At 36.0% G+C, this 23,376-nt stretch carries 27 protein-coding genes and 1 tRNA gene; 22 read left to right on the top strand and 6 right to left on the bottom strand.

The window, feature by feature from the left end:
* Window positions 1-134: 134 nt before the first annotated feature.
* The 21 genes from CJP74_RS03340 (at window position 135) to pgeF (ending at window position 15,445) form a co-directional block, all read left to right on the top strand.
* On the top strand, window positions 135-551 hold the full coding sequence (locus tag CJP74_RS03340; protein ID WP_119496851.1) for an HU family DNA-binding protein: 417 nt from the start codon (window positions 135-137) through the stop codon (window positions 549-551).
* Between the two features lie 106 nt (window positions 552-657).
* Window positions 658-1,089, top strand: a complete 432-nt coding sequence (locus tag CJP74_RS03335) for an HU family DNA-binding protein (protein ID WP_119496850.1) — start codon at window positions 658-660, stop codon at window positions 1,087-1,089.
* A 146-nt stretch (window positions 1,090-1,235) separates the two neighbouring features.
* Complete coding sequence (alaS, locus tag CJP74_RS03330) at window positions 1,236-3,890, top strand: alanine--tRNA ligase (protein WP_119496856.1); 2,655 nt, start codon at window positions 1,236-1,238, stop codon at window positions 3,888-3,890.
* A 24-nt stretch (window positions 3,891-3,914) separates the two neighbouring features.
* On the top strand, window positions 3,915-4,097 hold the full coding sequence (locus CJP74_RS03325; RefSeq protein WP_119496849.1) for a carbon storage regulator: 183 nt from the start codon (window positions 3,915-3,917) through the stop codon (window positions 4,095-4,097).
* 171 nt (window positions 4,098-4,268) lie between these two features.
* Window positions 4,269-5,651 (top strand): phosphohexomutase domain-containing protein, encoded by a 1,383-nt coding sequence (locus tag CJP74_RS03320; protein WP_119496848.1) that lies wholly within the window; start codon window positions 4,269-4,271, stop codon window positions 5,649-5,651.
* Window positions 5,652-5,666: 15 nt separating this feature from the next.
* A complete protein-coding gene (gene galU / locus CJP74_RS03315; protein ID WP_119496847.1) occupies window positions 5,667-6,566 on the top strand; it encodes a UTP--glucose-1-phosphate uridylyltransferase GalU in 900 nt (299 codons plus the stop codon).
* Between the two features lie 288 nt (window positions 6,567-6,854).
* Window positions 6,855-7,226, top strand: a complete 372-nt coding sequence (rplN, locus tag CJP74_RS03310; protein WP_119496846.1) for a 50S ribosomal protein L14 — start codon at window positions 6,855-6,857, stop codon at window positions 7,224-7,226.
* A 12-nt stretch (window positions 7,227-7,238) separates the two neighbouring features.
* Entirely contained in the window at window positions 7,239-7,562 is a 324-nt protein-coding gene (gene rplX / locus CJP74_RS03305) for a 50S ribosomal protein L24 (protein ID WP_119496845.1), read from the top strand.
* A gap of 22 nt (window positions 7,563-7,584) precedes the next feature.
* Window positions 7,585-8,124, top strand: coding sequence for a 50S ribosomal protein L5 (rplE, locus tag CJP74_RS03300; protein WP_119496844.1), 540 nt, complete (start codon window positions 7,585-7,587; stop codon window positions 8,122-8,124).
* Between the two features lie 9 nt (window positions 8,125-8,133).
* Entirely contained in the window at window positions 8,134-8,439 is a 306-nt protein-coding gene (gene rpsN / locus CJP74_RS03295; RefSeq protein ID WP_119496843.1) for a 30S ribosomal protein S14, read from the top strand.
* 43 nt (window positions 8,440-8,482) lie between these two features.
* Window positions 8,483-8,875 carry a 30S ribosomal protein S8 gene (rpsH, locus tag CJP74_RS03290; protein ID WP_119496842.1) on the top strand — a complete coding sequence of 131 codons (393 nt, stop codon included), beginning with the start codon at window positions 8,483-8,485 and terminating at the stop codon, window positions 8,873-8,875.
* Between the two features lie 16 nt (window positions 8,876-8,891).
* Entirely contained in the window at window positions 8,892-9,428 is a 537-nt protein-coding gene (rplF, locus tag CJP74_RS03285) for a 50S ribosomal protein L6 (protein WP_119496841.1), read from the top strand.
* Between the two features lie 12 nt (window positions 9,429-9,440).
* The gene (rplR, locus tag CJP74_RS03280) at window positions 9,441-9,794 is read left to right on the top strand and encodes a 50S ribosomal protein L18 (RefSeq protein ID WP_119496840.1); all 354 of its coding nucleotides are present in this window, start codon (window positions 9,441-9,443) and stop codon (window positions 9,792-9,794) included.
* A gap of 17 nt (window positions 9,795-9,811) precedes the next feature.
* Complete coding sequence (gene rpsE / locus CJP74_RS03275; protein WP_119496839.1) at window positions 9,812-10,312, top strand: 30S ribosomal protein S5; 501 nt, start codon at window positions 9,812-9,814, stop codon at window positions 10,310-10,312.
* Between the two features lie 6 nt (window positions 10,313-10,318).
* A complete protein-coding gene (gene rpmD / locus CJP74_RS03270) occupies window positions 10,319-10,501 on the top strand; it encodes a 50S ribosomal protein L30 (RefSeq protein WP_119496838.1) in 183 nt (60 codons plus the stop codon).
* A gap of 1 nt (window position 10,502) precedes the next feature.
* Complete coding sequence (rplO, locus tag CJP74_RS03265; protein ID WP_119496837.1) at window positions 10,503-10,985, top strand: 50S ribosomal protein L15; 483 nt, start codon at window positions 10,503-10,505, stop codon at window positions 10,983-10,985.
* A 75-nt stretch (window positions 10,986-11,060) separates the two neighbouring features.
* Entirely contained in the window at window positions 11,061-12,389 is a 1,329-nt protein-coding gene (secY, locus tag CJP74_RS03260; RefSeq protein ID WP_119496836.1) for a preprotein translocase subunit SecY, read from the top strand.
* Window positions 12,390-12,456: 67 nt separating this feature from the next.
* A complete protein-coding gene (gene rpmJ / locus CJP74_RS03255) occupies window positions 12,457-12,570 on the top strand; it encodes a 50S ribosomal protein L36 (protein ID WP_119496835.1) in 114 nt (37 codons plus the stop codon).
* Between the two features lie 190 nt (window positions 12,571-12,760).
* Window positions 12,761-13,501, top strand: a complete 741-nt coding sequence (locus tag CJP74_RS03250; RefSeq protein WP_119496834.1) for a hypothetical protein — start codon at window positions 12,761-12,763, stop codon at window positions 13,499-13,501.
* Window positions 13,502-13,598: 97 nt separating this feature from the next.
* Window positions 13,599-14,597, top strand: coding sequence for a 23S rRNA pseudouridine(1911/1915/1917) synthase RluD (gene rluD / locus CJP74_RS03245; RefSeq protein ID WP_427909965.1), 999 nt, complete (start codon window positions 13,599-13,601; stop codon window positions 14,595-14,597).
* A gap of 8 nt (window positions 14,598-14,605) precedes the next feature.
* Window positions 14,606-15,445 carry a peptidoglycan editing factor PgeF gene (gene pgeF, locus CJP74_RS03240; protein ID WP_119496833.1) on the top strand — a complete coding sequence of 280 codons (840 nt, stop codon included), beginning with the start codon at window positions 14,606-14,608 and terminating at the stop codon, window positions 15,443-15,445.
* Between the two features lie 47 nt (window positions 15,446-15,492).
* Here the strand turns inward: pgeF and truB are convergent, their stop codons facing one another.
* From truB to CJP74_RS03210, 6 genes are all read right to left on the bottom strand, one after another.
* Window positions 15,493-16,527 (bottom strand): tRNA pseudouridine(55) synthase TruB, encoded by a 1,035-nt coding sequence (gene truB / locus CJP74_RS03235; RefSeq protein ID WP_119496832.1) that lies wholly within the window; start codon window positions 16,525-16,527, stop codon window positions 15,493-15,495.
* Window position 16,528: 1 nt separating this feature from the next.
* Window positions 16,529-16,888, bottom strand: a complete 360-nt coding sequence (rbfA, locus tag CJP74_RS03230; protein ID WP_119496831.1) for a 30S ribosome-binding factor RbfA — start codon at window positions 16,886-16,888, stop codon at window positions 16,529-16,531.
* Between the two features lie 80 nt (window positions 16,889-16,968).
* Window positions 16,969-19,242, bottom strand: coding sequence for a translation initiation factor IF-2 (gene infB, locus CJP74_RS03225; RefSeq protein WP_119496830.1), 2,274 nt, complete (start codon window positions 19,240-19,242; stop codon window positions 16,969-16,971).
* The gene (nusA, locus tag CJP74_RS03220; protein WP_119496829.1) at window positions 19,242-20,819 is read right to left on the bottom strand and encodes a transcription termination factor NusA; all 1,578 of its coding nucleotides are present in this window, start codon (window positions 20,817-20,819) and stop codon (window positions 19,242-19,244) included. The genes infB and nusA overlap by 1 nt, the downstream gene beginning before the upstream one ends.
* A 32-nt stretch (window positions 20,820-20,851) precedes the next feature.
* Window positions 20,852-21,394: a ribosome maturation factor RimP gene (gene rimP, locus CJP74_RS03215; RefSeq protein WP_119496828.1), complete on the bottom strand. Its 543-nt coding sequence runs from the start codon at window positions 21,392-21,394 to the stop codon at window positions 20,852-20,854.
* Window positions 21,395-21,517: 123 nt separating this feature from the next.
* Window positions 21,518-21,594 (bottom strand) — tRNA-Met (locus CJP74_RS03210).
* A gap of 799 nt (window positions 21,595-22,393) precedes the next feature.
* On the opposite strand from CJP74_RS03210, the gene CJP74_RS03205 reads away from it, so the two are divergent.
* Complete coding sequence (locus tag CJP74_RS03205; RefSeq protein WP_119496827.1) at window positions 22,394-23,368, top strand: HlyD family secretion protein; 975 nt, start codon at window positions 22,394-22,396, stop codon at window positions 23,366-23,368.
* The last annotated feature ends 8 nt before the right edge of the window (window positions 23,369-23,376 follow it).

The raw sequence follows: 23,376 nt of genomic DNA, 5'->3' as shown, positions 1-23,376 counted from the left end.
ATCTTCAACTCTTCTATTTCAAAATAGATAAATTTATAATAGTTAAATATTATAATTAAGATTACTTATAAATTTTGTTCGGTTTAGATTTTGTTTTTAACATTCTTTAAACCTGTATTAACAGAAGTGTAACTATGAGCAAAGTAGATTTAGAAGTTAATGACAATACAGTAGATAGTCTATTAACTACAAAAGAGTTAGTAGAACTAGTTACTGAAAATATAAGAGAGTCTGATAATGCACTTTTTTCTAAATTAGGTAAAACTGAATTAGATGCGACAACAAAAGCTCTTCTAAATGCATGGAGCGAAACAGTTGAAGAAGTAATATTATCAGGTCAAAAAGTACGTTTCAGTAATTTTGGCTCATTTAGTACAAAATATTATCCGGAACGTAGTTTTACAAATCCTTTAACTAAAAAAGAAGGTGTTGCACGTGCTCATGTAAATGTTGCATTCAAGCCTTCGAGTGTTTTAAAAGATGCTATCTCTTCTAACCACGTATTAGTTAAAGCTCATGAGAAATTAGCTAAATCTAAGTCTAAAAAATAATCTTAAGTTTAATTAAGACAGTATGTGAGATTATTAATTAGCATTATTTACTAATTAATTCCAATATCAGGGATTTTTATCAAAATGAATTTTAAGGTGCGTTAGAATGGGTAGCAAATCTAGTAAAGTGAAAAATACTCTAGAAGCAAAAGACTCTATCAAAATTAGAGTGGGTGAACTACTATCAGTTGGTGGATTTATCGAACTTTTCTACGATAAATTACGAACTTCTAGTAATCCTGAACTAAAATCGTTAAGTAAACAAGCAGCAAAAGAATTGCATACTTTATTAGTTAAAAGTATTGCACAAGCTTTATTAGCAGGACGTAAAGTAAGATTTAAAGAACTAGGTACTTTCTCAACAAAATACCGTGGTCCTCGTACTTTCCGTACTCCTAAAGATCCAAAAGCTAAAATCAATTCGCCTGCAACTGTTACGGTACAATTTAAATTATCTACTAATTTAAAATATCGTATCCAACTAAACGATGCATTAGTTGAGGCACATGAAAAAGCTGCTGCAAAAGCAGCTAAATAATATAAAGGTAAAAAGTCGCTTATGCGACTTTTTATTTTTTTATCCAAAAAAGAACATCTGTTTTGTGATAAAATAGCAAACGTTATCGTGCTGGGATTTTCACCACACTTTTAAAATTATTACGTATTTAAAGTTCTATGAGTTCAATTAAAAGTACTGCAGAAATTCGTCGTGGCTTTTTAGACTTCTTTCAAAAAAAAGGACATCAAGTTGTTCCTTCAAGTCCTTTAGTGCCTGAAAATGATCCGACATTACTGTTTATCAATGCTGGTATGAACCAGTTTAAAAACGTGTTTCTAGGTTTAGAAAAAAGACCATATACACGTGCTACAACTGCACAACGTTGTGTGCGTGCAGGTGGTAAGCATAATGACCTAGAAAACGTTGGTTTTACGGCTCGTCACCATACATTTTTTGAAATGATGGGTAACTTCTCTTTTGGTGACTACTTTAAACAAGACGCTATTCATTTTGCTTGGGAGTTTTTAACTTCTCCAGATTATTTAGCTTTAGATCCAAATCGTTTAACAGTAACGGTTTACCATACAGACGATGAAGCTTATAATATTTGGGCTGATGAAATTGGGGTACCAAAAGAGCGTATTGTTCGCATTGGCGACAATAAAGGTGCTGAATATGAATCAGACAACTTCTGGCAAATGGGTGACACAGGTCCATGTGGTCCATGTACAGAAATTTTCTATGACCATGGTCCAGAAATTTGGGGTGGTCCTCCAGGTTCGGCAGAAGAAGACGGTGACCGTTTTATTGAAATTTGGAACATAGTATTCATGCAATTTAACCGTCGTGAAGATGGTACTATGGAAAAATTACCTCGCCCTTCAGTAGATACAGGGATGGGGATCGAACGTGTTGCAGCTATTAAACAACATGTAAACTCTAACTACGATATAGATATTTTCAAATATTTAATTCAACGTGCTGCTCAATTAACTGGGGTTGAAGTAAATAAAGAAACACGTCAATCATTAAATGTAATTGCTGACCATATTCGTTCTTGTACTTTCTTAATTGGTGACGGTGTAATACCTTCAAATGAAGGTCGTGGTTATGTATTACGTCGTATTATTCGTCGTGCGATTCGTCACGGTTATTTACTAGGTGTAAGAGGAACCTTCTTCTACAAACTAGTAGATGATGTAATCAAAGTAATGGAAGATGCGGCTAGCTACCTAGATACATCAGTTAAAAAAGAATTTATTGCAAAAATTCTCCGTCTTGAAGAAGAACAATTTGCAAGAACCATTGAACGTGGTATTAACTTATTAAATGATGTAATTAGTACGCTAAAAGAAAAAGGTGAAACAGTTATCCCTGGTGATGTTGCCTTCACTCTATTAGATACTTTTGGTTTCCCACTCGATCTAACAATTGATATTTGTAAGGAAAATGGCTTAACTGTAGATATAGCTGGTTTCGAAGCTAAAATGGCTGAACAAAGAAAATTAGCTAAAGCTAATAGTAAGTTTACAGTTAATTATGGTGATGTAATTAAAACTGATTTAGTTACAGAATACGATTTCTACAATAACAATTCATTAGAATCAACAGCAACAGTAACGGCAATTTACCAAGGCGATAGACTTGTAGAGTCAGTGTCTTCTGGTGATGAGGCTGTGATTATTACCGATATTTCTCCATTCTATGGTGAGTCAGGTGGTCAAGTAGGTGATACAGGGACAATTAAAAATGATCAATTAATTTTTGATGTAACTGATACACAAAAATATGCTCTTGCTTTAGGTCACCATGGTAAAGTTGCAGCAGGTGAAGTAAGAGTTGGTGATCGTGTAGAATTAGAAGTAGACGCTGATCGTCGTAAAGCTATAGTTTTACACCACTCGGTAACTCACTTACTCCACTCGGCAGTAAGAGAAGTTTTAGGTGAACATGTACACCAAAAAGGTTCATTAAATACTTTTGGTGTTTCTCGTTTTGATATTAGTAACCCAGAAGCTTTATCTATTGAGCAAATGTTACGCATTGAATCTTTAGTTAACCAACATATTCGTGCAAATCACCCTGTGGTTATTCGCGAAATGTCAATGGAAGAAGCTAAGGCTTTAGGAGCACAGGCATTATTTACAGAAAAATATGGTGATGTAGTGCGTGTGGTTATGATGTCAGAATGGTCAATTGAACTTTGTGGTGGTCTTCATGTGGCTTCTACAGGGGAAATTGGTTTATTCAAACTTCTTTCTGATTCAGGTATTTCAGCTGGTGTACGTCGTTTAGAGTATGTTGCAGGTGATCTTGCAATTCAATACATGCAACGTGACTCAGTATTATTACGCGAGTTAACAGAATTAGCAGCTAAACCTAAAACAGAATTAGCAGCAGCTATTACTTCTAGCCAAGCTCGTATTAAAGAATTAGAAAAATATGCTGATTCTATGAAAGAACAATTAGCATTACAACAAGTAGATGCTCTTCTGGTGCAAAGTGAAAAAGTAGCAGATGCGCAATTAGTATTTGTTAAACTAAATGATTTAGATGTTAAATCATTAAAAGCTGTTGCATTTGAATTAGCAAATCGCGTGCAAACCAAAGGTGTATTTGTTTTAGCGAACGTAAATAAAGAAGGTGCAGGTAACTTATTAGTTGCAATTAAAGGCTTAACTGATAAATTAAATGCAGGTAATTTAGTACGTGAGTTAGCAGGTAGACTAGGCGGTAAAGGTGGTGGTAAAGCAGACCAAGCAATGGGTTCATTTACTGACTATGATCACCTCGTTGAAGAGCTAAATAAAATGAAAGAAGAGGTAAAATCTCAACTATAGTAATTCCTTTAGGGATTTAAGATTATGGCTAAATTGTTAATTAAGCGTAAAGTAGGGCAACGTATCAGAATAAATGCTGATATTGAAATAATAGTTGCTAAAACATCATCAAAAAGTGTCAATATTGTTGTTTGTTCGCCTAATAACAATTTGGTTACTATTGTTGATGATAAAACTATCGAAAAAGAAAAAGAGCCTGGCAAGTAAGCCAGGTTCTTTTTTTGTCAAAAAATGATCAAAATTGGCAAATAAATTGGTAATTTGACTACTTTTTGCAGAAATAGAATGCATATTTAAATGCAGGTATAATATTTTTGTTATAATAAAACCGAAAATGCTGAGATAACTTAAAAAACATTGTATGTAAGGTTTTTTATAATGACTAAATTTAACTTTAACTGTTTTAAAGCATATGATATTCGCGGTAAGATTGGCGAAGAACTTTCAGATGAATTAGTTTATAACATAGGTAAAGCTTTAGCAGTTTATTTAAAAGCAAAAACCGTAGTTGTAGGTAGCGATATACGTTTAACCTCACCAAAATTTAAACAACTTCTTGCCAAAGGGCTCACCGAAATGGGCTGTGATGTAATTGACATTGGGCAATCAGGTACCGAAGAAATTTATTTTGCTACCAGCTTTTTAAATGCTGATGGTGGGGTACAGGTTACAGCTTCTCACAATCCAAAAGATTATAATGGTTTAAAAATTGTGGGGAAAAACTCAGTACCTTTATCTTTAGATTCAGGTTTACGTGATCTGCAAAAATTAATTGAAGAGCAGAATTTTACTCCAGCTTCTACTCCAGGAGTAGTAAGCGAAGAAAACTTACGTCCGAATTATGTCTCAAAACTTTTAAGTTTTGTCGATTTAGATGGTTTTAAACGCGATCGCAAATTAAAGCTCTTATTTAATATAGGTAATGGAGCTGCGGGAGCTACAGTTAAATACATAGCTGGTATTCTAAAACAACATCATGCAAATCTAGAGTTTGAATATCTTTTTGCTGAACCAGATGGTAACTTCCCAAATGGTATTCCTAATCCGCTTCTGGTAGAAAACCGTGAAATTACGGCTAACAAGGTTAGAGAAGTGGGAGCAGATATAGGTATTGCTTTTGATGGTGACTTTGATAGATGTTTCTTTTTTGATGAAAATGGGAACTTTGTTGAAGGCTACTACATTTGTGGCTTATTAGCTAAAGCCTTTTTAGATAAAAATCCAGGGCAAACTATTGTTTACGAGCCACGTTTACTTTGGAATAGTGAACAAGTTATTCAAGATAATGGCGGTAAAGCGGTATTATCTAAATCAGGGCACAGCTTTATTAAGCAAAAAATGCGCGAACACCAAGCAATTTACGGTGGAGAGTTATCAGCACACCATTATTTCAGAGATTACTACCTCAGTGACTCAGGAATGATTCCTTGGTTATTAATTGTAGAATTATTACAAAAATCTCAACTTAACTTATCTGACTTAGTAAGTAGTATGAGAGAACAGTTCCCTTGTTCAGATGAAATGAACTTTAAGGTAGCTGATGCTAAGGCTGCTATAGCTCGCGTAGAAGAGTTCTTTGCCCAAGATGAAAAAGAAATTAGTACAGTTGACGGTATAAGTTACGATTTTGGCAACTGGCGTTTCAATATTCGTATTTCTAATACCGAGCCTCTATTAAGATTAAATGTAGAATCGCGAGGCGATGCTAAGTTAGTTGAAGAAAAAGTAGCTCTAATTAGCAATATAATTACAGCAAAATAAAGAAAAGGAAAAAGAATGAAAGTTGTTATTCCTGTAGCTGGTTTAGGTACACGTATGTTACCAGCTACTAAAGTAATTCCTAAAGAGATGTTAAATGTATTTGATCGTCCAATGATACAATACATTGTAGATGAATGTGCAGCTGCGGGAATTAAAGAAGTGGTGTTAGTAACTCACTCATCAAAAACTGCGATCGAAAATCACTTTGATACGCAATTTGAACTTGAACATACTTTAGAAAAACGTGTAAAACGTCAACTTTTAGATGAAGTTAGAAGTATTACCCCTCCAGGAGTTACTTTAATTCATGTACGTCAAGGTAATGCTTTAGGTTTAGGACATGCGATTTCTTGTGCTCGCCCTATTATTGGTGATGAGCCTTTTGCTGTAGTTTTACCAGATGTGCTTTTAGCTTACTTTACGGCAAATCAAAAAACTGTAAATCTTGCGGAAATGATTAAACGTTTTGAGCAAACAGGTAAATCACAAATTCTTGTCGCTCCAGTACCGCAAGAAGATGTAGTTAACTACGGGATAGTACAAGTAGAAGACAACCAAGAGTTTGCGACTAATGGTCATGGCAAGATTTTACGTATTGTAGAAAAACCTGCAGTTGAAGATGCTCCATCTAATTTATCAGTAGTAGGTCGTTACGTATTTGATAAAGAAATTTGGCCTCTAATTGAAAAAACACCTCTAGGCGTAGGCGGAGAAATTCAACTTTCAGATGCAATTGATATGCTAATCGAACGTAAAGATGTAGAAGCATATTTAATGCAAGGTGAAAGCTTTGACTGTGGTTCTAAAGTAGGTTATTTTGAAGCCTTTGTTGAATATGCTTTACAAAGTAAAGCTAATGGCAAAGACGTTCGTGCCGCTTTAGAAAATATAGTTAACAAATACAATATTAAGTAATTTAAGCAACTGCGATAAATTTTTTTATCGCAGTTGAATTTTTTTATAAAAATACCTTGCATGATAGTTGTTGGTATGCTATAATATCCGAGTCATTTTTAATATTAAAAAATGATCAAAAGGACTATGAGTCCTTTGTTTTTATTTGAAATACGTGCAATTTATTAAATTGACTTAAGACTAAGCAATGAGCGTTGTGGGCAATAAGCTAGCAAGGCTTTATTTATGTCTTCAATTTAATAAGATTGGTAATTAATTAACAAACAAAATTTAGCGGAGCATCATAACATGATCCAAACACAAAGTATGCTGACTGTGGCAGACAACTCTGGTGCACGTCGCGTAATGTGTATTAAGGTTCTAGGTGGCTCACACCGTAGATATGCGGCTGTAGGTGATATCATCAAAGTAACTGTGAAAGAAGCAATTCCTCGCGGTAAAGTTAAAAAAGGTGATGTATTAAAAGCTGTGGTTGTGCGCACCAAGAAAGGCGTTCGTCGTCCAGACGGTTCAGTAGTTCGTTTCGACGGTAACGCTTGTGTTATCTTAAACAACAACACAGAACAGCCAATCGGTACTCGTATTTTCGGACCAGTAACTCGTGAATTACGTTCAGAAAAATTCATGAAAATTATTTCACTAGCACCGGAAGTACTATAAGGAGAATTTGAAATGGCTAATAAAATTCGTTCAAACGACGAAGTAGTACTAGTAGTAGGTAGCGAAAAAGCTGGTAAAGGTCAGCGTGGTCGTGTATCTAAAGTATTACCAAACGGTAAATTAATTGTAACAGGTTTAAACTTAGTTACTAAACATGAGCGTCCAAACCCTCAATTAGGTATTGAAGGTGGTCGTACAACTAAAGAAGCTCCAATTGATGCTTCAAATGTTGCAATTTGGAACCCAGCTACACAAAAAGCTGATCGTGTAGGTTTTAGATTTGAAGACGGTAAAAAAGTTCGTTACTTTAAATCTACTGGTGAAACTATTAAATAATTTATAAATATTGGAGTTAATGATGGCGAAACTGCATGATTACTACAAAAATGAAGTGGTAAGCAAATTACAGAGCCAATTCGGATTTAAATCTGTCATGCAAGTCCCTCGAATCGAGAAGATTACCCTGAACATGGGTGTGGGCGAAGCAATTTCAGATAAGAAAATCTTAGAAAACGCAGTAGCTGACTTAACAGCTATTTCTGGTCAAAAACCTTTAGTGACTAAAGCGCGTAAATCTGTTGCTGGCTTCAAAATCCGTCAAGGTTATCCTATCGGTGCTAAAGTTACTTTACGTGGCGAACGTATGTACGATTTCTTAGATAAATTAGTAAACATCGCTATTCCACGTATCCGTGACTTCCGTGGTTTATCTGCTAAATCATTCGATAAACGCGGTAACTACAGCATGGGTATCAAAGAACAGATTATCTTCCCAGAGATCGATTACGATAAAATTGATCGTCTTCGTGGTTTAGATATCACTATTACAACTACTGCTAAAAATGATAAAGAAGGTTTAGCTTTATTAGAAGCATTTAACTTCCCATTCCGCAAGTAAGGTATACCCATGGCAAAACAATCAATGAAAGCACGTGAAGTAAAACGTGTAAAATTAGCAAATAAATATGCTGCGAAACGTGCAGAGTTAAAAGCTCTGATTAGTTCTCCAAGCACATCTGATGAAGACCGTTGGAATGCTGTATTAAAATTACAAACATTACCACGTGATTCAAGCCCTAGTCGTCAACGTAATCGTTGTGCAATTACAGGTCGTCCTCGTGGCTACCAACGTAAATTCGGTTTAAGCCGCACAAAAATTCGTGAATTAGCGATGAGCGGTGAAATCCCAGGACTTCGTAAAGCTTCTTGGTAATTTCCACTTTTAACGTAACAAATTTTAGATCGGAGACAAGCAAATGAGTATGCAAGATCCAATCGCAGATATGTTAACCCGTATTCGTAACGGTCAAGCTGCGAGAAAAGAAACTGTAACTTTGCCATCTTCTAAGCTAAAAGTGGCGATTGCCAAAGTGCTTAAAGAAGAAGGTTACATTGAATCATATGAAACAACTGATTCAGTAAAATCTGAATTAACAATTAAATTAAAATACTTCCAAGGTAAAGCTGTTGTTGAAAGCATCAAACGTGTAAGCCGTCCTGGTTTACGTATCTATAAAGGTAAAGATGCTCTTCCTACAGTAATGGGTGGACTAGGTATTGCAATCGTGTCTACTTCAAAAGGTGTTATGACTGATCGTCTAGCTCGTAAAGAAGGCTTAGGCGGTGAAATCATTTGCTTTGTAGCTTAATATATAAGGAGTTCTAATGTCTCGTGTAGCAAAAACACCAGTTAGCATTCCTTCAGGCGTTGAAGTAAATGTTAACGGTCAATTAGTAACAGTTAAAGGCCCTAAAGGTTCTTTAGAATTAAACGTAAATTCACAAGTTTCTGTAGCAGTGGAAGACGGTCACGTATCATTTAACTGGAATGGTCGTGAAGAAGGCGTTTCTTCTGAACAAGCTGGTACTGCTCGTGCATTAATCAATAACATGGTGAAAGGTGTTTCTGAAGGTTTCACAAGATCTTTATTATTAAAAGGTGTTGGTTACCGTGCTTCTGTTAAAGGAAACACAATTAGCTTAGCTTTAGGTTATTCACACCCAATCGAACACGTTCTACCAGAAGGTGTTACAGCTGAATGCCCTAGCCAACAAGAAATCGTATTAAAAGCGATCGATAAACAATTAGTTGGTCAACAAGCTGCAATCATTCGTGCTTACCGTAAACCAGAACCTTATAAAGGTCACGGTGTTCGTTACGGTGACGAAGTTGTGCGCATTAGAGAAGTTAAGAAAAAATAATAAGGTAATACCATGGATAAAAAATCTGCTAGAATTCGTCGTGCTACAAGCACACGTAAACACTTGCAAACTCTTGGTGTGAACCGTTTAGTAGTTTTCCGTACTTCACGCCACATTTATGCGCAAGTAATTTCACCAGAAGCTAAAGTATTAGCATCTGCATCTACTGTAGAAAAAGCTTTAGCATCTCAATTAAAATACACAGGTAACGTAGAAGCAGCAGCTTTCGTTGGTAAAACTGTAGCTGAACGTTTATTAAGCAACAACTTTGACGGCAAAATCGCATTTGACCGTTCAGGTTTTAAATATCACGGTCGTGTAAAAGCATTAGCAGACGCTGCTCGTGAAGCTGGTCTTAAATTCTAATTGGAGTCAAAATAAAAATGGCGAATGTAGAAAATAAAGCAGGCGAGCTGCAAGAAAAACTAATTAACGTTTACCGTGTTTCTAAAACTGTAAAAGGTGGTCGTGTATTTAGTTTTGCTGCTCTAACTGTAGTAGGCGACGGTAAAGGTCGCGTTGGTTTTGGTTATGGTAAAGCAAAAGAAGTTCCTGCAGCTATTCAAAAAGCTATGGAACAAGCTCGTCGTAACCTAATTTATGTTGAATTAAATGGTACTACGTTATTCCACCCAGTGAAAGGTTCTCACACAGGTTCTAATGTTTACATGCAACCTGCGTCAGAAGGTACAGGTATCATCGCAGGTGGTGCGATGCGTGCTGTATTAGAAGTAGCTGGCGTTCACAACGTATTAGCAAAAGCATACGGTTCTACAAACAAACGTAATGTGGTTCGTGCAACAATTAAAGCTTTAGCAGCAGTAAGCTCTCCAGCTCAAGTTGCAGCGAAACGTGGTAAAACTGTTGAAGAAATTTTGGGGTAATTTAAGATGACTAAAAAAATCCGTGTAACCCAAACTAAAAGTTCAATTGGTCGTTTACCAAAACACATTGCTACTTTAAAAGGGTTAGGTTTACGTAGAATCCGTCACTCAGTTGAGTTAGAAGATACTCCTGCAGTGCGTGGTATGGTAAACAAAGTTTACTATATGGTTAAAGTTGAGGAGCTATAAAATGTCAAATGGTTTAACTCTAAATACTTTAAGCCCTGCAGCTGGTTCTAAAACTGCACCTAAACGTTTAGGTCGTGGTATCGGTTCAGGTCTAGGTAAAACATCTGGTAAAGGTCACAAAGGTCAAAACGCTCGTAAATCAGGCGGTGTACGTCGTGGTTTCGAAGGTGGTCAAATGCCTTTATACCGTCGTTTACCAAAATTCGGTTTTACTTCTCGCAAGGCTTTAGTAACTGAAGAACTTCGTTTAAACGAATTAAGCAAATTAGTAAACAATGAAGTAACTCTTGAAAGCTTAAAAGCTGAAGGTTTAGTTCGTCGTAACACTAAATTTGTAAGAATCATCTTATCTGGTGAATTAAATAAAGTAGTTAACATTACTGCTAAAGCTTATACAAATTCTGATTTTGACATCACTCTTTCTGGTTCTGTACTAGAAGCTGTTAAAGCTCTAGGCGGTTCATACACTCAGAAAGGTGAATAAGAAGAATTTATTTTAGAGGGGGAACCTGCCTGCTACAGGTAGGTTCTCTTTTCTTTTTAACTTATAAGGTAAGCTATGTCTAAACCAGGTAACCAAGGATCTCAGCTGACTCCTATGCAAGAGTTACGCAGAAAGTTATGGTTCGTACTTGGAGCATTAATTGTATTCCGTATAGGTACATATATTCCAGTTCCTGGGGTAAATGCTTCAGTTTTAGCTCAAACTTTTGCGGAAAACACAGGTTCAGCATTAAACTTCTGGAACACATTTAGTGGTGGTGCTTTACAGCGTGCTTCAATATTTGCTCTTGGAATTACGCCGTACATCTCTGCGTCAATCGTGGTACAGCTATTAACAACATTTGTTCCTTCTTTAACTGAAATGAAAAAAGAAGGGGAAATGGGACGTCGTAAAATTTCAAAAATTACGCGTTACTTTACTTTAGTACTGGCTGCCGTACAGTCAGTAGTAATTAGTACAGCTTTACCATCTTATGCTCCTGGTCTTGTTCCTGTTCACGACTTTAGTTTCGTGGTAGCCGCTTCTGTTTCTTTAACAGTAGGATCATTATTCCTGATGTGGTTAGGTGAGCAAATTACAGAACGCGGTATTGGTAACGGTATCTCATTAATCGTTTTCGCTGGTATCGTATCTGGTCTTCCAGGTGCTATTATGGGCACTTTAGAACAAGCTCGTACTGAAGCTATTAGTTTACTAACATTATTTGCGATTGCGGCGATTACTTTAATTATCATTTACGCAGTTGTGTTTGTAGAGCGTTCTCAACGTCGTATTGTAATTCAATATGCACAACGCAACCAAATGATCGGTGGTCGTTATCAACAATCAGCTCCTTCTTATATTCCTTTTAAAGTGAATATGGCTGGGGTGATTCCTGCAATCTTCGCATCATCAATTATCGCCTTTATTACAACTTTTGTAACTGGTTTAGGGGCTAAATTCGATACCATGGCTACTATTGGTAACATGTTATATCCAGGCCAACCATTACAAATGGTATTATTAGCAGCGTTAATTATTTTCTTTGCATTCTTCTATACTGCTCTGCAATACAATCCGAAAGATACAGCTGAACAGCTGAAAAAATCGGGTGCATTCATTCCTGGTAACCGTCCAGGTGAGCAGACAGCTAAATTATTAGACCGTATTATGACTCGTGTTACGATGTTAGGTGGTTTATATTTAGCAATAGTTGCATTATCGCCAGAGTTCATGCGATTCTTCTACAGCTACAACGCAAGTTTTGGTGGTACATCAATCCTAATCGTGGTAGTGGTAGTAATGGACTTTGTTGGTCAAGTTCAGTCTCAAATGATGTCGAATAAATTCGGTAAAATTCTTAAAGAGTCGAACTTAGACAAATATCGTTCTAACTGGCGTTAAGAAAAATTCAAGCAATTGATTATATTTTCTGGTATAATTGGTATGCTTTAATCTTTTGAGGTTTAAAATGAAAGTAAGTGCATCAGTAAAATGCATGTGTCGTAACTGTAAAATCGTTCGTCGTCACGGTGTAGTTCGTGTAATCTGTACAGATCCTAAACACAAACAACGTCAAGGCTAATTCGACACAATTTGATTTAATGATCAACCAAGATCTTTAATGACTTATATAGGCTTAAGGATATAATGTTGATTAAAGAAAAACCAACTGTCGCTTGACAGTTGGTTTTTTATTATATTTTGACTTGAAAACAAAGAAGTTGTCCATATAAATAACTTGCAACATATTTATACAACTGTTTAATTGAATTATGACAAAAGTTAAAACATTAGGACTTGTTACTGCCTTAACAGCATCTCTATTTTTAGCAGCATGTAACAAAGATAATACAGAAACAGCAAGTACGTCAACTCCGACTCAAACTGCTTCTGCGAATATCTATGTAAAAGATTTCAATCCAACTCAAGCATTTATTAATCGTTATACTGACCGTAGCTTTGACTTTAATGCCGCTTTACCTTTATCAGGTAACTTTATTAACGTATTAAATGATTTATCTAATTCAGCACGTATTGTAAACGAAGCTCCAGAAGATCAAAAAGCTAATACGGAATTAAGAGTTCTAGCGACAACTCAAGCTCGTTTTGAAGATTATGTAAAATCTTACGCTGAAGACTCAACCGCATTTGAAAAAGATTTCCCTAACAATTCATTTAATTTAAATGATGCTAACTTCACAGCATTATTAGGGCAATTAAGCAATGGTTGTGAAGCTAATAACAATTACCAAGCAAACATTGACGAAATTAAAAAATTAGAAGTTAAAGACGAAAACGGTAATGTAGTTCCTTTCCCACAAGAAGTGGAAAATGAAATTGCTAACTGGAACCTTAACTTTAAAAATACTTGTGATTTAACTAAGTCTTTATACAGAATTGCAAGTCAACCTAACTTTAGTTATGCAGAGCTCCAAGCTCAATTAGCAGCTCAAGCTGCAGAGCAAAATGCTCCTGCACCTGCGCAAGCACCAGCTACGCAAGAAAATAACTAATTCAAGCTAAGCAACCTCTTGAGGTTGCTTTTCTTTGTTTAATAAGGCGAAAATGTTATAATATAACAACATTTTGTTCAATTTTAATTAGATTACTATGAGTATAGATTCTCCAGTATATGAAGATAAAGTGGAAGTAAAACACCACGCATTCGAATTTAATTTAGATCACTTTAACATGCGTTTAGATGCTGGTATAGCGGCAGTATTAGAGCAATACTCGCGTACTAAAATCAAAGAGTGGATCTTAGATGGGCATGTAAAAGTAGATGGTGAAGTGATTACAGATCCAGCCCACTTAATTACAGGTTATGAGTTTGTTGATGTTGAAGCACAAATTCCTGTAATTTTAACATCAGTGCCTGAAGACATTCCTATTAATGTCGTGTATGAAGATGATGATATTATCATTATCAATAAACCAAAAGATTTAGTGGTTCACCCAGGGGCAGGTAACCCACGTGGTACTTTAATGAATGCCTTACTTTTCCATTACCCAGAATTAAATAAAATTCCTCGTGCAGGGATAGTGCACCGTCTGGATAAGGATACTACTGGCTTAATGGTAGTAGCTAAGACTTTAGCTGCTCAAACAGCCCTTGTAGAGCAATTACAATCTAAAACCGTTACGCGTGAATATGAAGCTATTGCTTATGGTTTAATGACCAAAGGTGGTACGATTCGTGAACCTATTGGCAGACACCCAACTAAGCGTACAGCTATGGCTGTTGACCATAAAAATGGTAAGCCAGCGGTTACTCTTTTCCGTGTAATGGAAACCTATCGTAATTATACGCGCATACGTTTACGTCTTGAGACAGGAAGAACGCACCAAATTAGGGTACATATGTCTTATATAGCTCACCCTCTTTTAGGTGATGTAATGTATGGTGGACAAATTCGTTTACCTAAAAATGCTTTACCTGAATTAGTTGAAGTAATGCGTGCTTTTAAGCGCCAAGCTTTACATGCGGTTAAGTTATCTCTCGAACACCCTACAACAGGGGAAACCATGACTTGGGAAGTTCCTTTACCTGAGGATATGACTAAGCTTGTACAAGTATTACAAGAAGATAGAGACCTGCAAAGCAAGTAAGAGGTTATATGAGTAAAATTGAAACTATAAGTCCCCCTTGGCCTTTAAAACGGGTTAAAGCCTTTACTACCACGCGTTTTGGTGGGGTAAGTAATAATGACTTTTTTAGTTTAAATTTGGCTTCCCATGTGGGCGATGATCTTCAAGCTGTACAAGAAAACCGTGCCTTGCTCAAAGAGCAATTAGACTTACCGCATCAACCTTTATGGGTTACTCAGGTTAGTGGGGCTAATGTGCTTGAAATTCCTGTTAATGCAATGTTTGAGCAAGAGTATCTTGCCCTCAAACACAAAGATAGTAAAGACTTAGATGAGCACGAGCGCGATATTAGTAAGTTTTTCGAAGTAGATGCCTTGTATACAAGTCAAGCTAATCAAGTATGTGCTATTCTCACTGCCGATTGTGTTCCTTTACTCTTAGCTAGTGATAGTCAAGATGAAGTGGCTGCAGTGCATGCAGGTTGGCGTGGTTTAGTTGCAGGCGTAGTAGAAAATGCCGTGCAAACTTTTAAAGCCGATCAAGAGATTGATCGGAGTAATTTATATGCTTGGATAGGTCCGGCTATAGGTCCCGAGTCCTTTATTGTTGGGGCAGAAGTAGTAATGGAGTTTTGTCAAAAAGACCGCGACTTTGCCACTTGCTTTACACCTTATCCCCAAGAAAAGCATAAATGGCTAGGAAACTTGCCTAAAGTTACGGCAATTATTTTACGTAAGCTAGGTTTAAAAGAAAAAAACATTTTCTTTTCTGATATAGATACAGTGCAAGATCAACGCTTTTTCTCGCATCGCAAAGAAAAGCTAACAGGACGTTTTGCTACTTTAATTTGGTTTGAAGAGAAAAAGTAAATTTTACTCACAAAAAAAAAGAAGGTTCAAGTGACCTTCTTTTTTTCTTATTTAAATCTTGGCTCAAGTTTATTTATTAAATCCTTTTGCTCTTGATCGGCATTTTGTACACTTACCCCCCTTTGTTTTAAAGTACGGGCAATTTGTTCGGTATGCGAACGTAATCTAAAACCACGTAAGCGATTTTTAGCTACATTTCTTGCCATGCCTATAAAACCAAACTCAGGGTGGTATATACGAAATAGTTGCTCAACCTCATCAAACTCGTGACGATTCTTTTGCTCCGCAAAAGCATAAATTAAGGTCATACCAAGACATAATTTAAGCAATTGAGCATCACTGAGCTCGAGAGCAGGATACATGGATACAGGAGCTTCTAAAGGGAGTAAGAGAGCATCTAGTTGGGCAAGATTGTTTTCTTTGGCAAGTTCTTCAATAGTTTCTAAACTAACCATAGGACAATCATTAAAGCCATCAATTTTTGTTCTTCTTAAACTACTTACATGTCCGCCACAGCCAAGGAGTTCACCTAAGTCATCGGCAAGAGTACGGATATAAGTTCCTTTTGAGCAGTATACTCTTAGGGTTAAATAAGGTTTTTCCCAGCTAAGAATCTCAATCTCATAAATAGTAATCGGACGCGACGGAATAGGAACTTCAATTCCTTTACGAGCATATTCGTACAGAGGTTTACCTTGGTATTTTAAAGCTGACCAAATGGTTGGCGTTTGCTGAATTTGTCCTGTGAATTTTTGCTCAATCAGGCTTTGGATTTGCTCAAGAGTAACATTAACTTCTTTGGTGGAGATAATTTCACCTTCACGATCTGAAGTATTAGTTCTTACCCCTAAATGGATAGTTACTTGATATTCTTTATCTGAATCAAGCATCATAGTAGCCATTTTGGTGCTTTCCCCAAAGCAAATAGGAAGCATGCCCGAAGCTAAAGGATCAAGAGCTCCTGTATGCCCAGCTTTATTAGCACGATATAAATATTTTATTCTTTGTAAAACATTATTCGAACTTATCTCAAGAGGCTTATCAAAAATAAGTACCCCATCAATATCTCTTCGTTTAACCATGCTATTTTTTAATTGAGTTTAATACTTGGTTGATTTGATCATATTTATCTGCGCTATCATCGTAGATAAATTTAATTTCAGGTACAACACGTAATTTAACAGCTTTAGCAATTAAACTACGAATATAAGGTACTTGTTTTGTTAAACTCGCAATCTTTTCTTGTGGAGTTAATTCGTTTGCTTGTGCCGTAGTTAAAAATGAAACAAACGCCTTAGCATATATTAAATCTGGGCTAATTTGTAAGTCAGTTACAACTACCATGCCAAGGTCACGTGTATTAACTTCTTTTTGTAAAATGATTGAAAGTTGACGTTTTAATTCAGACGCAACGCGATCTGAACGTTTGAAAGCTTTAACCATAAAAAATATAATTTCCTCGTGGAAAAAAAGAACCTAGTAACATGCTACTGTTACTAGGTTTCTTTTATTTAAGCATGCTATTAAATTTGACGTTCAATACGAACTTCTTCGTAAACTTCGATTTGGTCACCTACACGTACATCGTTGTAGTTACGTACCCCGATACCACATTCGGTACCAGCACGTACTTCTGATACGTCATCTTTGAAACGACGTAAAGATTCAAGTTGACCTTCATAAATTACTACGTTATCACGAAGAACACGAATTGGGTTATTACGTTTAATTACCCCTTCGGTTACCATACAACCAGCAATTTGGCCGTATTTAGGTGCACGGAAGACATCACGTACTTCAGCAATACCTGTAATTTGTTGTTTATATTCAGGTTCTAATAGACCTGACATAGCAGCTTTAACTTCGTTAATTAGATCATAGATAATGCTGTAATAACGTAAGTCAATGTGTTCACGCTCAATTACACTACGAGCGGCTGCGTCAGCACGCACATTGAAACCGATAATAATAGCTTGTGAAGCAAGAGCAAGAGTTGCATCTGTTTCAGAGATACCACCTACACCTGAAGCAATAATATTAACTTTAACTTCATCAGTTGAAAGTTTATGTAAAGCATCAGAAATAGCTTCTACCGAACCTTGTACATCGGCTTTAAGAACAATGTTAAGTTCGCTAGCTTTATTATCTTCGCTATTAGCAAAGAGGTTTTCTAATTTAGCTTTTTGTTGACGAGCTAGTTTAATTTCTTTGAATTTACCTTGACGGTAGTTAGAAACTTCACGTGCTTTACGTTCGTCAGTAACTACAGTTACTTCGTCACCGGCACTTGGAACGCCTGATAGACCGAGAATCTCAACAGGAATAGATGGACCTGCAGATTCTACATTTTTCCCAAGTTCGTTACGCATTGCACGTACTTTACCATATTCAAGACCACAAAGAACTACGTCGCCTCTGTGTAAAGTACCGTTTTGTACTAATACGGTAGCAACTGGACCACGACCCTTGTCTAGGAATGATTCGATTACCACCCCTGAAGCTAAAACATCTTTAGTTGCTTTTAACTCAAGTACTTCAGCTTGTAAAGCAATAGTTTCTAGAAGTTCATCAACGTTTTGCCCTGTTTTTGCTGAAACATTAACAAAGATCTCGTCACCACCTAGCTCTTCAGAGATAACACCGTGTTGTAATAATTCATTACGTACACGTTCTGGATTAGCTTCTGGTTTATCGATTTTGTTTACCGCAACAATAATTGGCACTTTAGCTGCTCTTGCGTGTTGAATCGCTTCAACTGTTTGTGGCATCACGCCATCATCGGCAGCTACAACGAGAACAACTATATCTGTTGCTTTAGCACCACGAGCACGCATGTTTGTAAATGCTGCGTGTCCAGGTGTATCTAAGAAAGTAATTTCACGCCCTGAAGGTAGAGTTACGTGGTAAGCACCGATATGTTGCGTAATCCCACCTGCTTCACCTGAAGCAACACGAGTTTTACGGATATAGTCAAGTAATGAAGTTTTACCATGGTCAACGTGACCCATGATAGTTACAACAGGAGCACGAGTAATTTGTTTACCTTGTTGTTGGTTTTCATTAGACTCGTTTAATAATTCTTGTTCTAAATCATTGTCATTACGTAAAATTACTTTATGACCCATTTCTTCGGCTGCAAAAGCCGCAGTTTCTTGTGGAAGAACTTGGTTAATTGTAACCATTTCACCCATTTTCATAAAGAATTTAATTACGTCAGCAGCTTTAACCGCCATACGGTTAGATAATTCAGAAACAGTAATAGTTTCACCAATTACCACATCACGTACTACAGGAGCAGCAGGTTTATTAAAGCTTTGTTTTAACTTGCTCTTAGCTCCTTTTTGACGGCGTTTGCTTGCTTTGCTCGAACGACGATCTTCTTCAGCTTCGGCGTCTTGAGCAAATTTAGAAGAGTATTTTGAATAGTTTGCGTTATTGTCGTCATTATCTTGGCTAAAGTTATTGTTACCCTTGCCTTTTTTGTTTTTATTACGATTGTTGTCGTTTTTACGATTTTGACGATCTTCGCTTTTTTGACGTTGGAGACGTTCTTGACGCTCTAAGTTTTCTTTAGCAGTTTGCTCTAATTTAGCAATTCTTGCTTGTTCTTCACGTTCTTCACGATCTAATTGCGCTTGTTTTTCTTCTTCACGACGTTTTTGGCGTTGTTTTTCAGCTTTAGCTTCGTTTGCTTGCTGTTCTAATAATGCCATTTGTTCTGGTGAAACGCTACGATCTTTACGATGTTGAACATTTTCAGCATTGCGTTTTTTTGGCTTAATATCTGTTTTAGTCATTATGCTTCAGTCTCCTCTTCATTGAACCATACGATTTGACGAGCTTGCATAATTAATGAATTTGCAACAGTTTCGCTCATATTAATGTATGAAGTTAGTTCGTCTGTAGCTAGATCCGCTAGATCTTCTAGAGTTCTAATGTCATGAGCAATTAATTGAATAAGAATGTCATTGTTCATGTGCTCAAGATCTTTTAAGCGTGGATCTAAATTAGCTTCTTCAATTTGTTGCTGCTGTTGATTTAATAAATCTGCTACAGCTGCACTTGCAAGATTTTTTAGAAGTTGGGCATCTTCTTTTTCGAAGAATTCTTCAAGCTCTTCTTCACTTGCTGCCGCTAGTTCTTCAATGTGTTTGAACCCTTGTTCAATTAGGAAGCGAGCAGTTTCAGCGTTAATGTCTAGAGCTTTTTCGAAAGCTTCGATGTATTTTAAATCTTCCTCTTCTTTTTCTTTAGCAAATGTTTCTATATCGTAAACATGGATTTTCCAATCTAGAATTTGATTTGCTAAACGTACGTTAACCCCTTTTTGTCCAATAGTAGTTGCAAGATACTCTTTTTCAACTGCTACTGAGATCATTTTAGCTTTGTCATCAATAATAATTTGAGCTTCAATTGATGGGTCTAAAGATAAAACATTACGTACATAAGTAACAAAGTCACGATCAAACGGAATGATATCAATTTTTTCATTACGTAATTCACGTGAAATTGGGTTAATACGAGTAGAACGAATACCTACACAAGCACCGATAATATCTAGGCGTTTGTCAGCACTTCTTACTACTACTTTAGCACGTAAACCTGGCTCACGAACAATATCAACTACATCGATAATACCATTTACAATTTCTGGTACTTCTCTTCTAAGTAATTGGTGTAAAAAGTCTGGAGATGTACGTGAAAGTACCATTTGTTGTTTATTAGGATCACCTGATTCTAAAGCAACAAGTAAAGCTGATACTTCTTGGTTGTTTCTGAATTTTTCCCCTGGGATTAAACCATCACGACGTAAAATACCTTCTACGTAATTTGGTTCATTGTCTTCCCCTACAAAAAGAGGGTTACGAGATTCGTAAGTTGTTTTTAATTCAGGGAAAGATAATACTACAGTGTTACCTTTAGATTGACGTACACGTCCTCTTACAATTCTACCAAGGTATTTTTCGTAAGAGCTAATGATTTTCTCATTTTCTAGACTACGTACTTTAGTTGTCATGATTTGACGGAAGGTGTTATAACCAATACGGTCTAAAGTAATTTCTTCATCTTCGTCAATATCTTCGATGTAGTCGCCAACTTTAATATTTGGGTTTTCGAATAGAGCTGCTTCTAAGCTGATTTCACGAGTAGGAACATTTACATCTTCAACTACTTTCCATAAACGGTAAACTGTTGCTTTACCTGTTTCAGGATCTAATTGAATACGAAAAGCACGTTCACCGTCATATTTACGACGTACTGAAATTGCTAAACCTTCTTCAATAGCTTCTAAGATTTTTTCAAAGCTAATATCACGATTTTCGGCAATAGTTTTAGCCCATTTAATTAATTCTAATTCTTTATTATCTGACATAGAACTGTCCTAAAATACTTGTCTTGGGTTAATTAAAAGAGATCGATTACGGGATCAAGATTTGCTTTAAGAATGTTACTAAACATAATTTCAACAATTGGATCCTGATCTTCATTAGTTTTAGCTTTGTTTTTTGCTAGTGCTTTTCCAGGTTTTACTTTTTTACCAGGTTTTGGTTTTACGTAAGAAGTATCGATTTTAACAATATTGTCACTAACTTCTACGATTTTCCCAGTAAATTTACGGCGACTTTGTTGTGCCATACGTAAATGAACCACTACAGGTTGATCAATATATTTAGCAAATTGCTCAAGTGTAAATAGTGGACGATCTAAACCAGGTGAAGAAACTTCTAAGTCATATTCACTTTCAATTGGATCTTCCACATCAAGAAGTGGGCTAATTGCATCTGAAGCTATTTCACAGTCTTCAATAACAATTCCGCCTTCTTTATCAATAAATACTAATAGGGTAGGGTGTTTACCTTTAATGTACTCTACCCCCCATAAATCATAACCTAAGCTTTCTACTGTAGGTTTGATCATTTCTTTAATTCTATCTTGAATAGATGCCATAAACTTGTGATAAATAAGATTTGTAAAATATTTTAAATCAAGCAAAAAGGGCAGCTTTTTCAAGCTGCCCTTTTGAAAAATAGATTTCAAAAGGAATTTTTTCGAATATCCTTTTGAGAAAATTGGACGCGGGAGCTGGATTTGAACCAACGACCTTCGGGTTATGAGCCCGACGAGCTACCAGACTGCTCCATCCCGCAGCAAAACCTTGCTGGCGATGCACAAGAAAATTTAAAAGAAGAAGTAATTCTTATTTCTTTTTTTTCTTTCTTGTCTTTCCTCAACGCTGTCTATTATATGTGAATAAACTTCTTAATGCAAGGGGTTTGGTGAAAATATTTTTAAAAATTTTCTTAAGTAGCTGTTTTTTAGCGTAAATAATTTAGGTTTATTTTTCCTAAAAAATGGCTTTTTTAGCTATATTTTTCTCTCTTTGCTTGCATCTAACTATAAAAATAAAAAAATAAATTAAAAAAAATACCAAGAAAAAAAATAAACCGCAAGGAAAACCAAGTTATGAGGGGGAAAAAGCTAAAACAAATTAACTAATAACCTATTAAGTTTACCTATTAAGTATTTAATTTAACTAGGCAACTTAATTAACTAAGCAACAAAATTAAATTAGCCATGCAACAAAATTAAATTAGATATCTAATCAAAATATCACTTACCTTGGCAACAAAAATTTCACTTAACTAGCCCAACCTAAATTTAACTTAAGCAGTCAAGGCAAAAATTATCCCTCTATCTTAAAAAACAATCTAACAGTTCTCGCAAAATTTAGTTAATTTATGAGTAAAACTATAAGTTATTGCCTAAAACTAAGGAAATTTAAATATTTCTTCTTAGACAATTTTTAAACAAAAAAGATAGATAAACATACAAATGGCTTTAAAATGTATAAATAAGTGTTCACTTAGTTAAGCCTCTGTTGGTGTTTTTTTTCCAGTCTCAGAACTATAATATTTTTAAAGTTAGTTTAATTTATTTTATCTATTTATGAAAAAGACTTTAATTGCTACTGTTATAGTTGCCGCAGCTCTAGTAGTTGCTGGAGGAACATATATTTATCAAAAAGAAACAAGTTTACCTGACTATATAGCTTCATCAAATAGTCGTGTAACCGTAGAGCGTTACGATATAGCAAGTCTATATGCAGGTAGAGTTGATTCAGTATTAGTAAGCGAAGGTGAGCAAGTAAATGCTGATCAAGTTCTAGTTAAAGTTGATAGTGCACAAGCAACAGCAAAAGTTGAAGAAGCTAATGCAGTACTAGCGAGTGCTCAACAAAATCTGCAAGCAAGTAAAAGTCAGGTTGTATCAGCTCAACAAGCTTTAGATATCGCAAAACTTGACTATGATAATGCTAGTCGCTTACGTCGACAAAATTTAATTTCTCTTACCGAATTTAAACAACGCGAAGCTAAGTATACTTCTGCAAAAGCCGATTTTGAGGCAGCAAATGCTGCTGTAGAGGTAGCCCAAGCTCGTATTGCTCAAGCTCAAGCTCAATTAGATTCAGCTAATAGTGCTTTAGGTGATCTTGCGATTAAAGCACCAATTGCTGGACGCGTAGAATATAAGCTCGTAAATGCTGGGATGGTAATAGGTTCGGGATCTCGTGTAGTTAGTATCCTAGATCCTTCAGATGTTTATGTAAATGTTTTCTTAACTACAGACCAAGTTAACCAACTTTCTTTAGGTAACCAAGCTCGGGTAGTTATTGACGGAGTAGATGCTGTATTCCCTGCTAAAGTAACTTATATTGATAGCTCAGCGCAATTTACTCCTAAAAGTGTAGAAACTACTGAAGAAAGAACTAAGCTAGTTTTTAAAGTAAAACTGCAAGTAGATCAAGATGTAGCTCTTAAATATAAAAACTATTTCCGTAATGGAATGACGACTATGGGATATGTAATCCTCAATGGGCAAAATACATGGCCTAGTGCATTAAAAGTAAAATTACCTGAATAAAGATAGAA

Source organism: Psittacicella melopsittaci (genome assembly GCF_003585925.1).
Taxonomy (GTDB): domain Bacteria; phylum Pseudomonadota; class Gammaproteobacteria; order Enterobacterales; family Psittacicellaceae; genus Psittacicella; species Psittacicella melopsittaci.
This window is presented reverse-complemented; position numbering and strand designations above follow the sequence as displayed.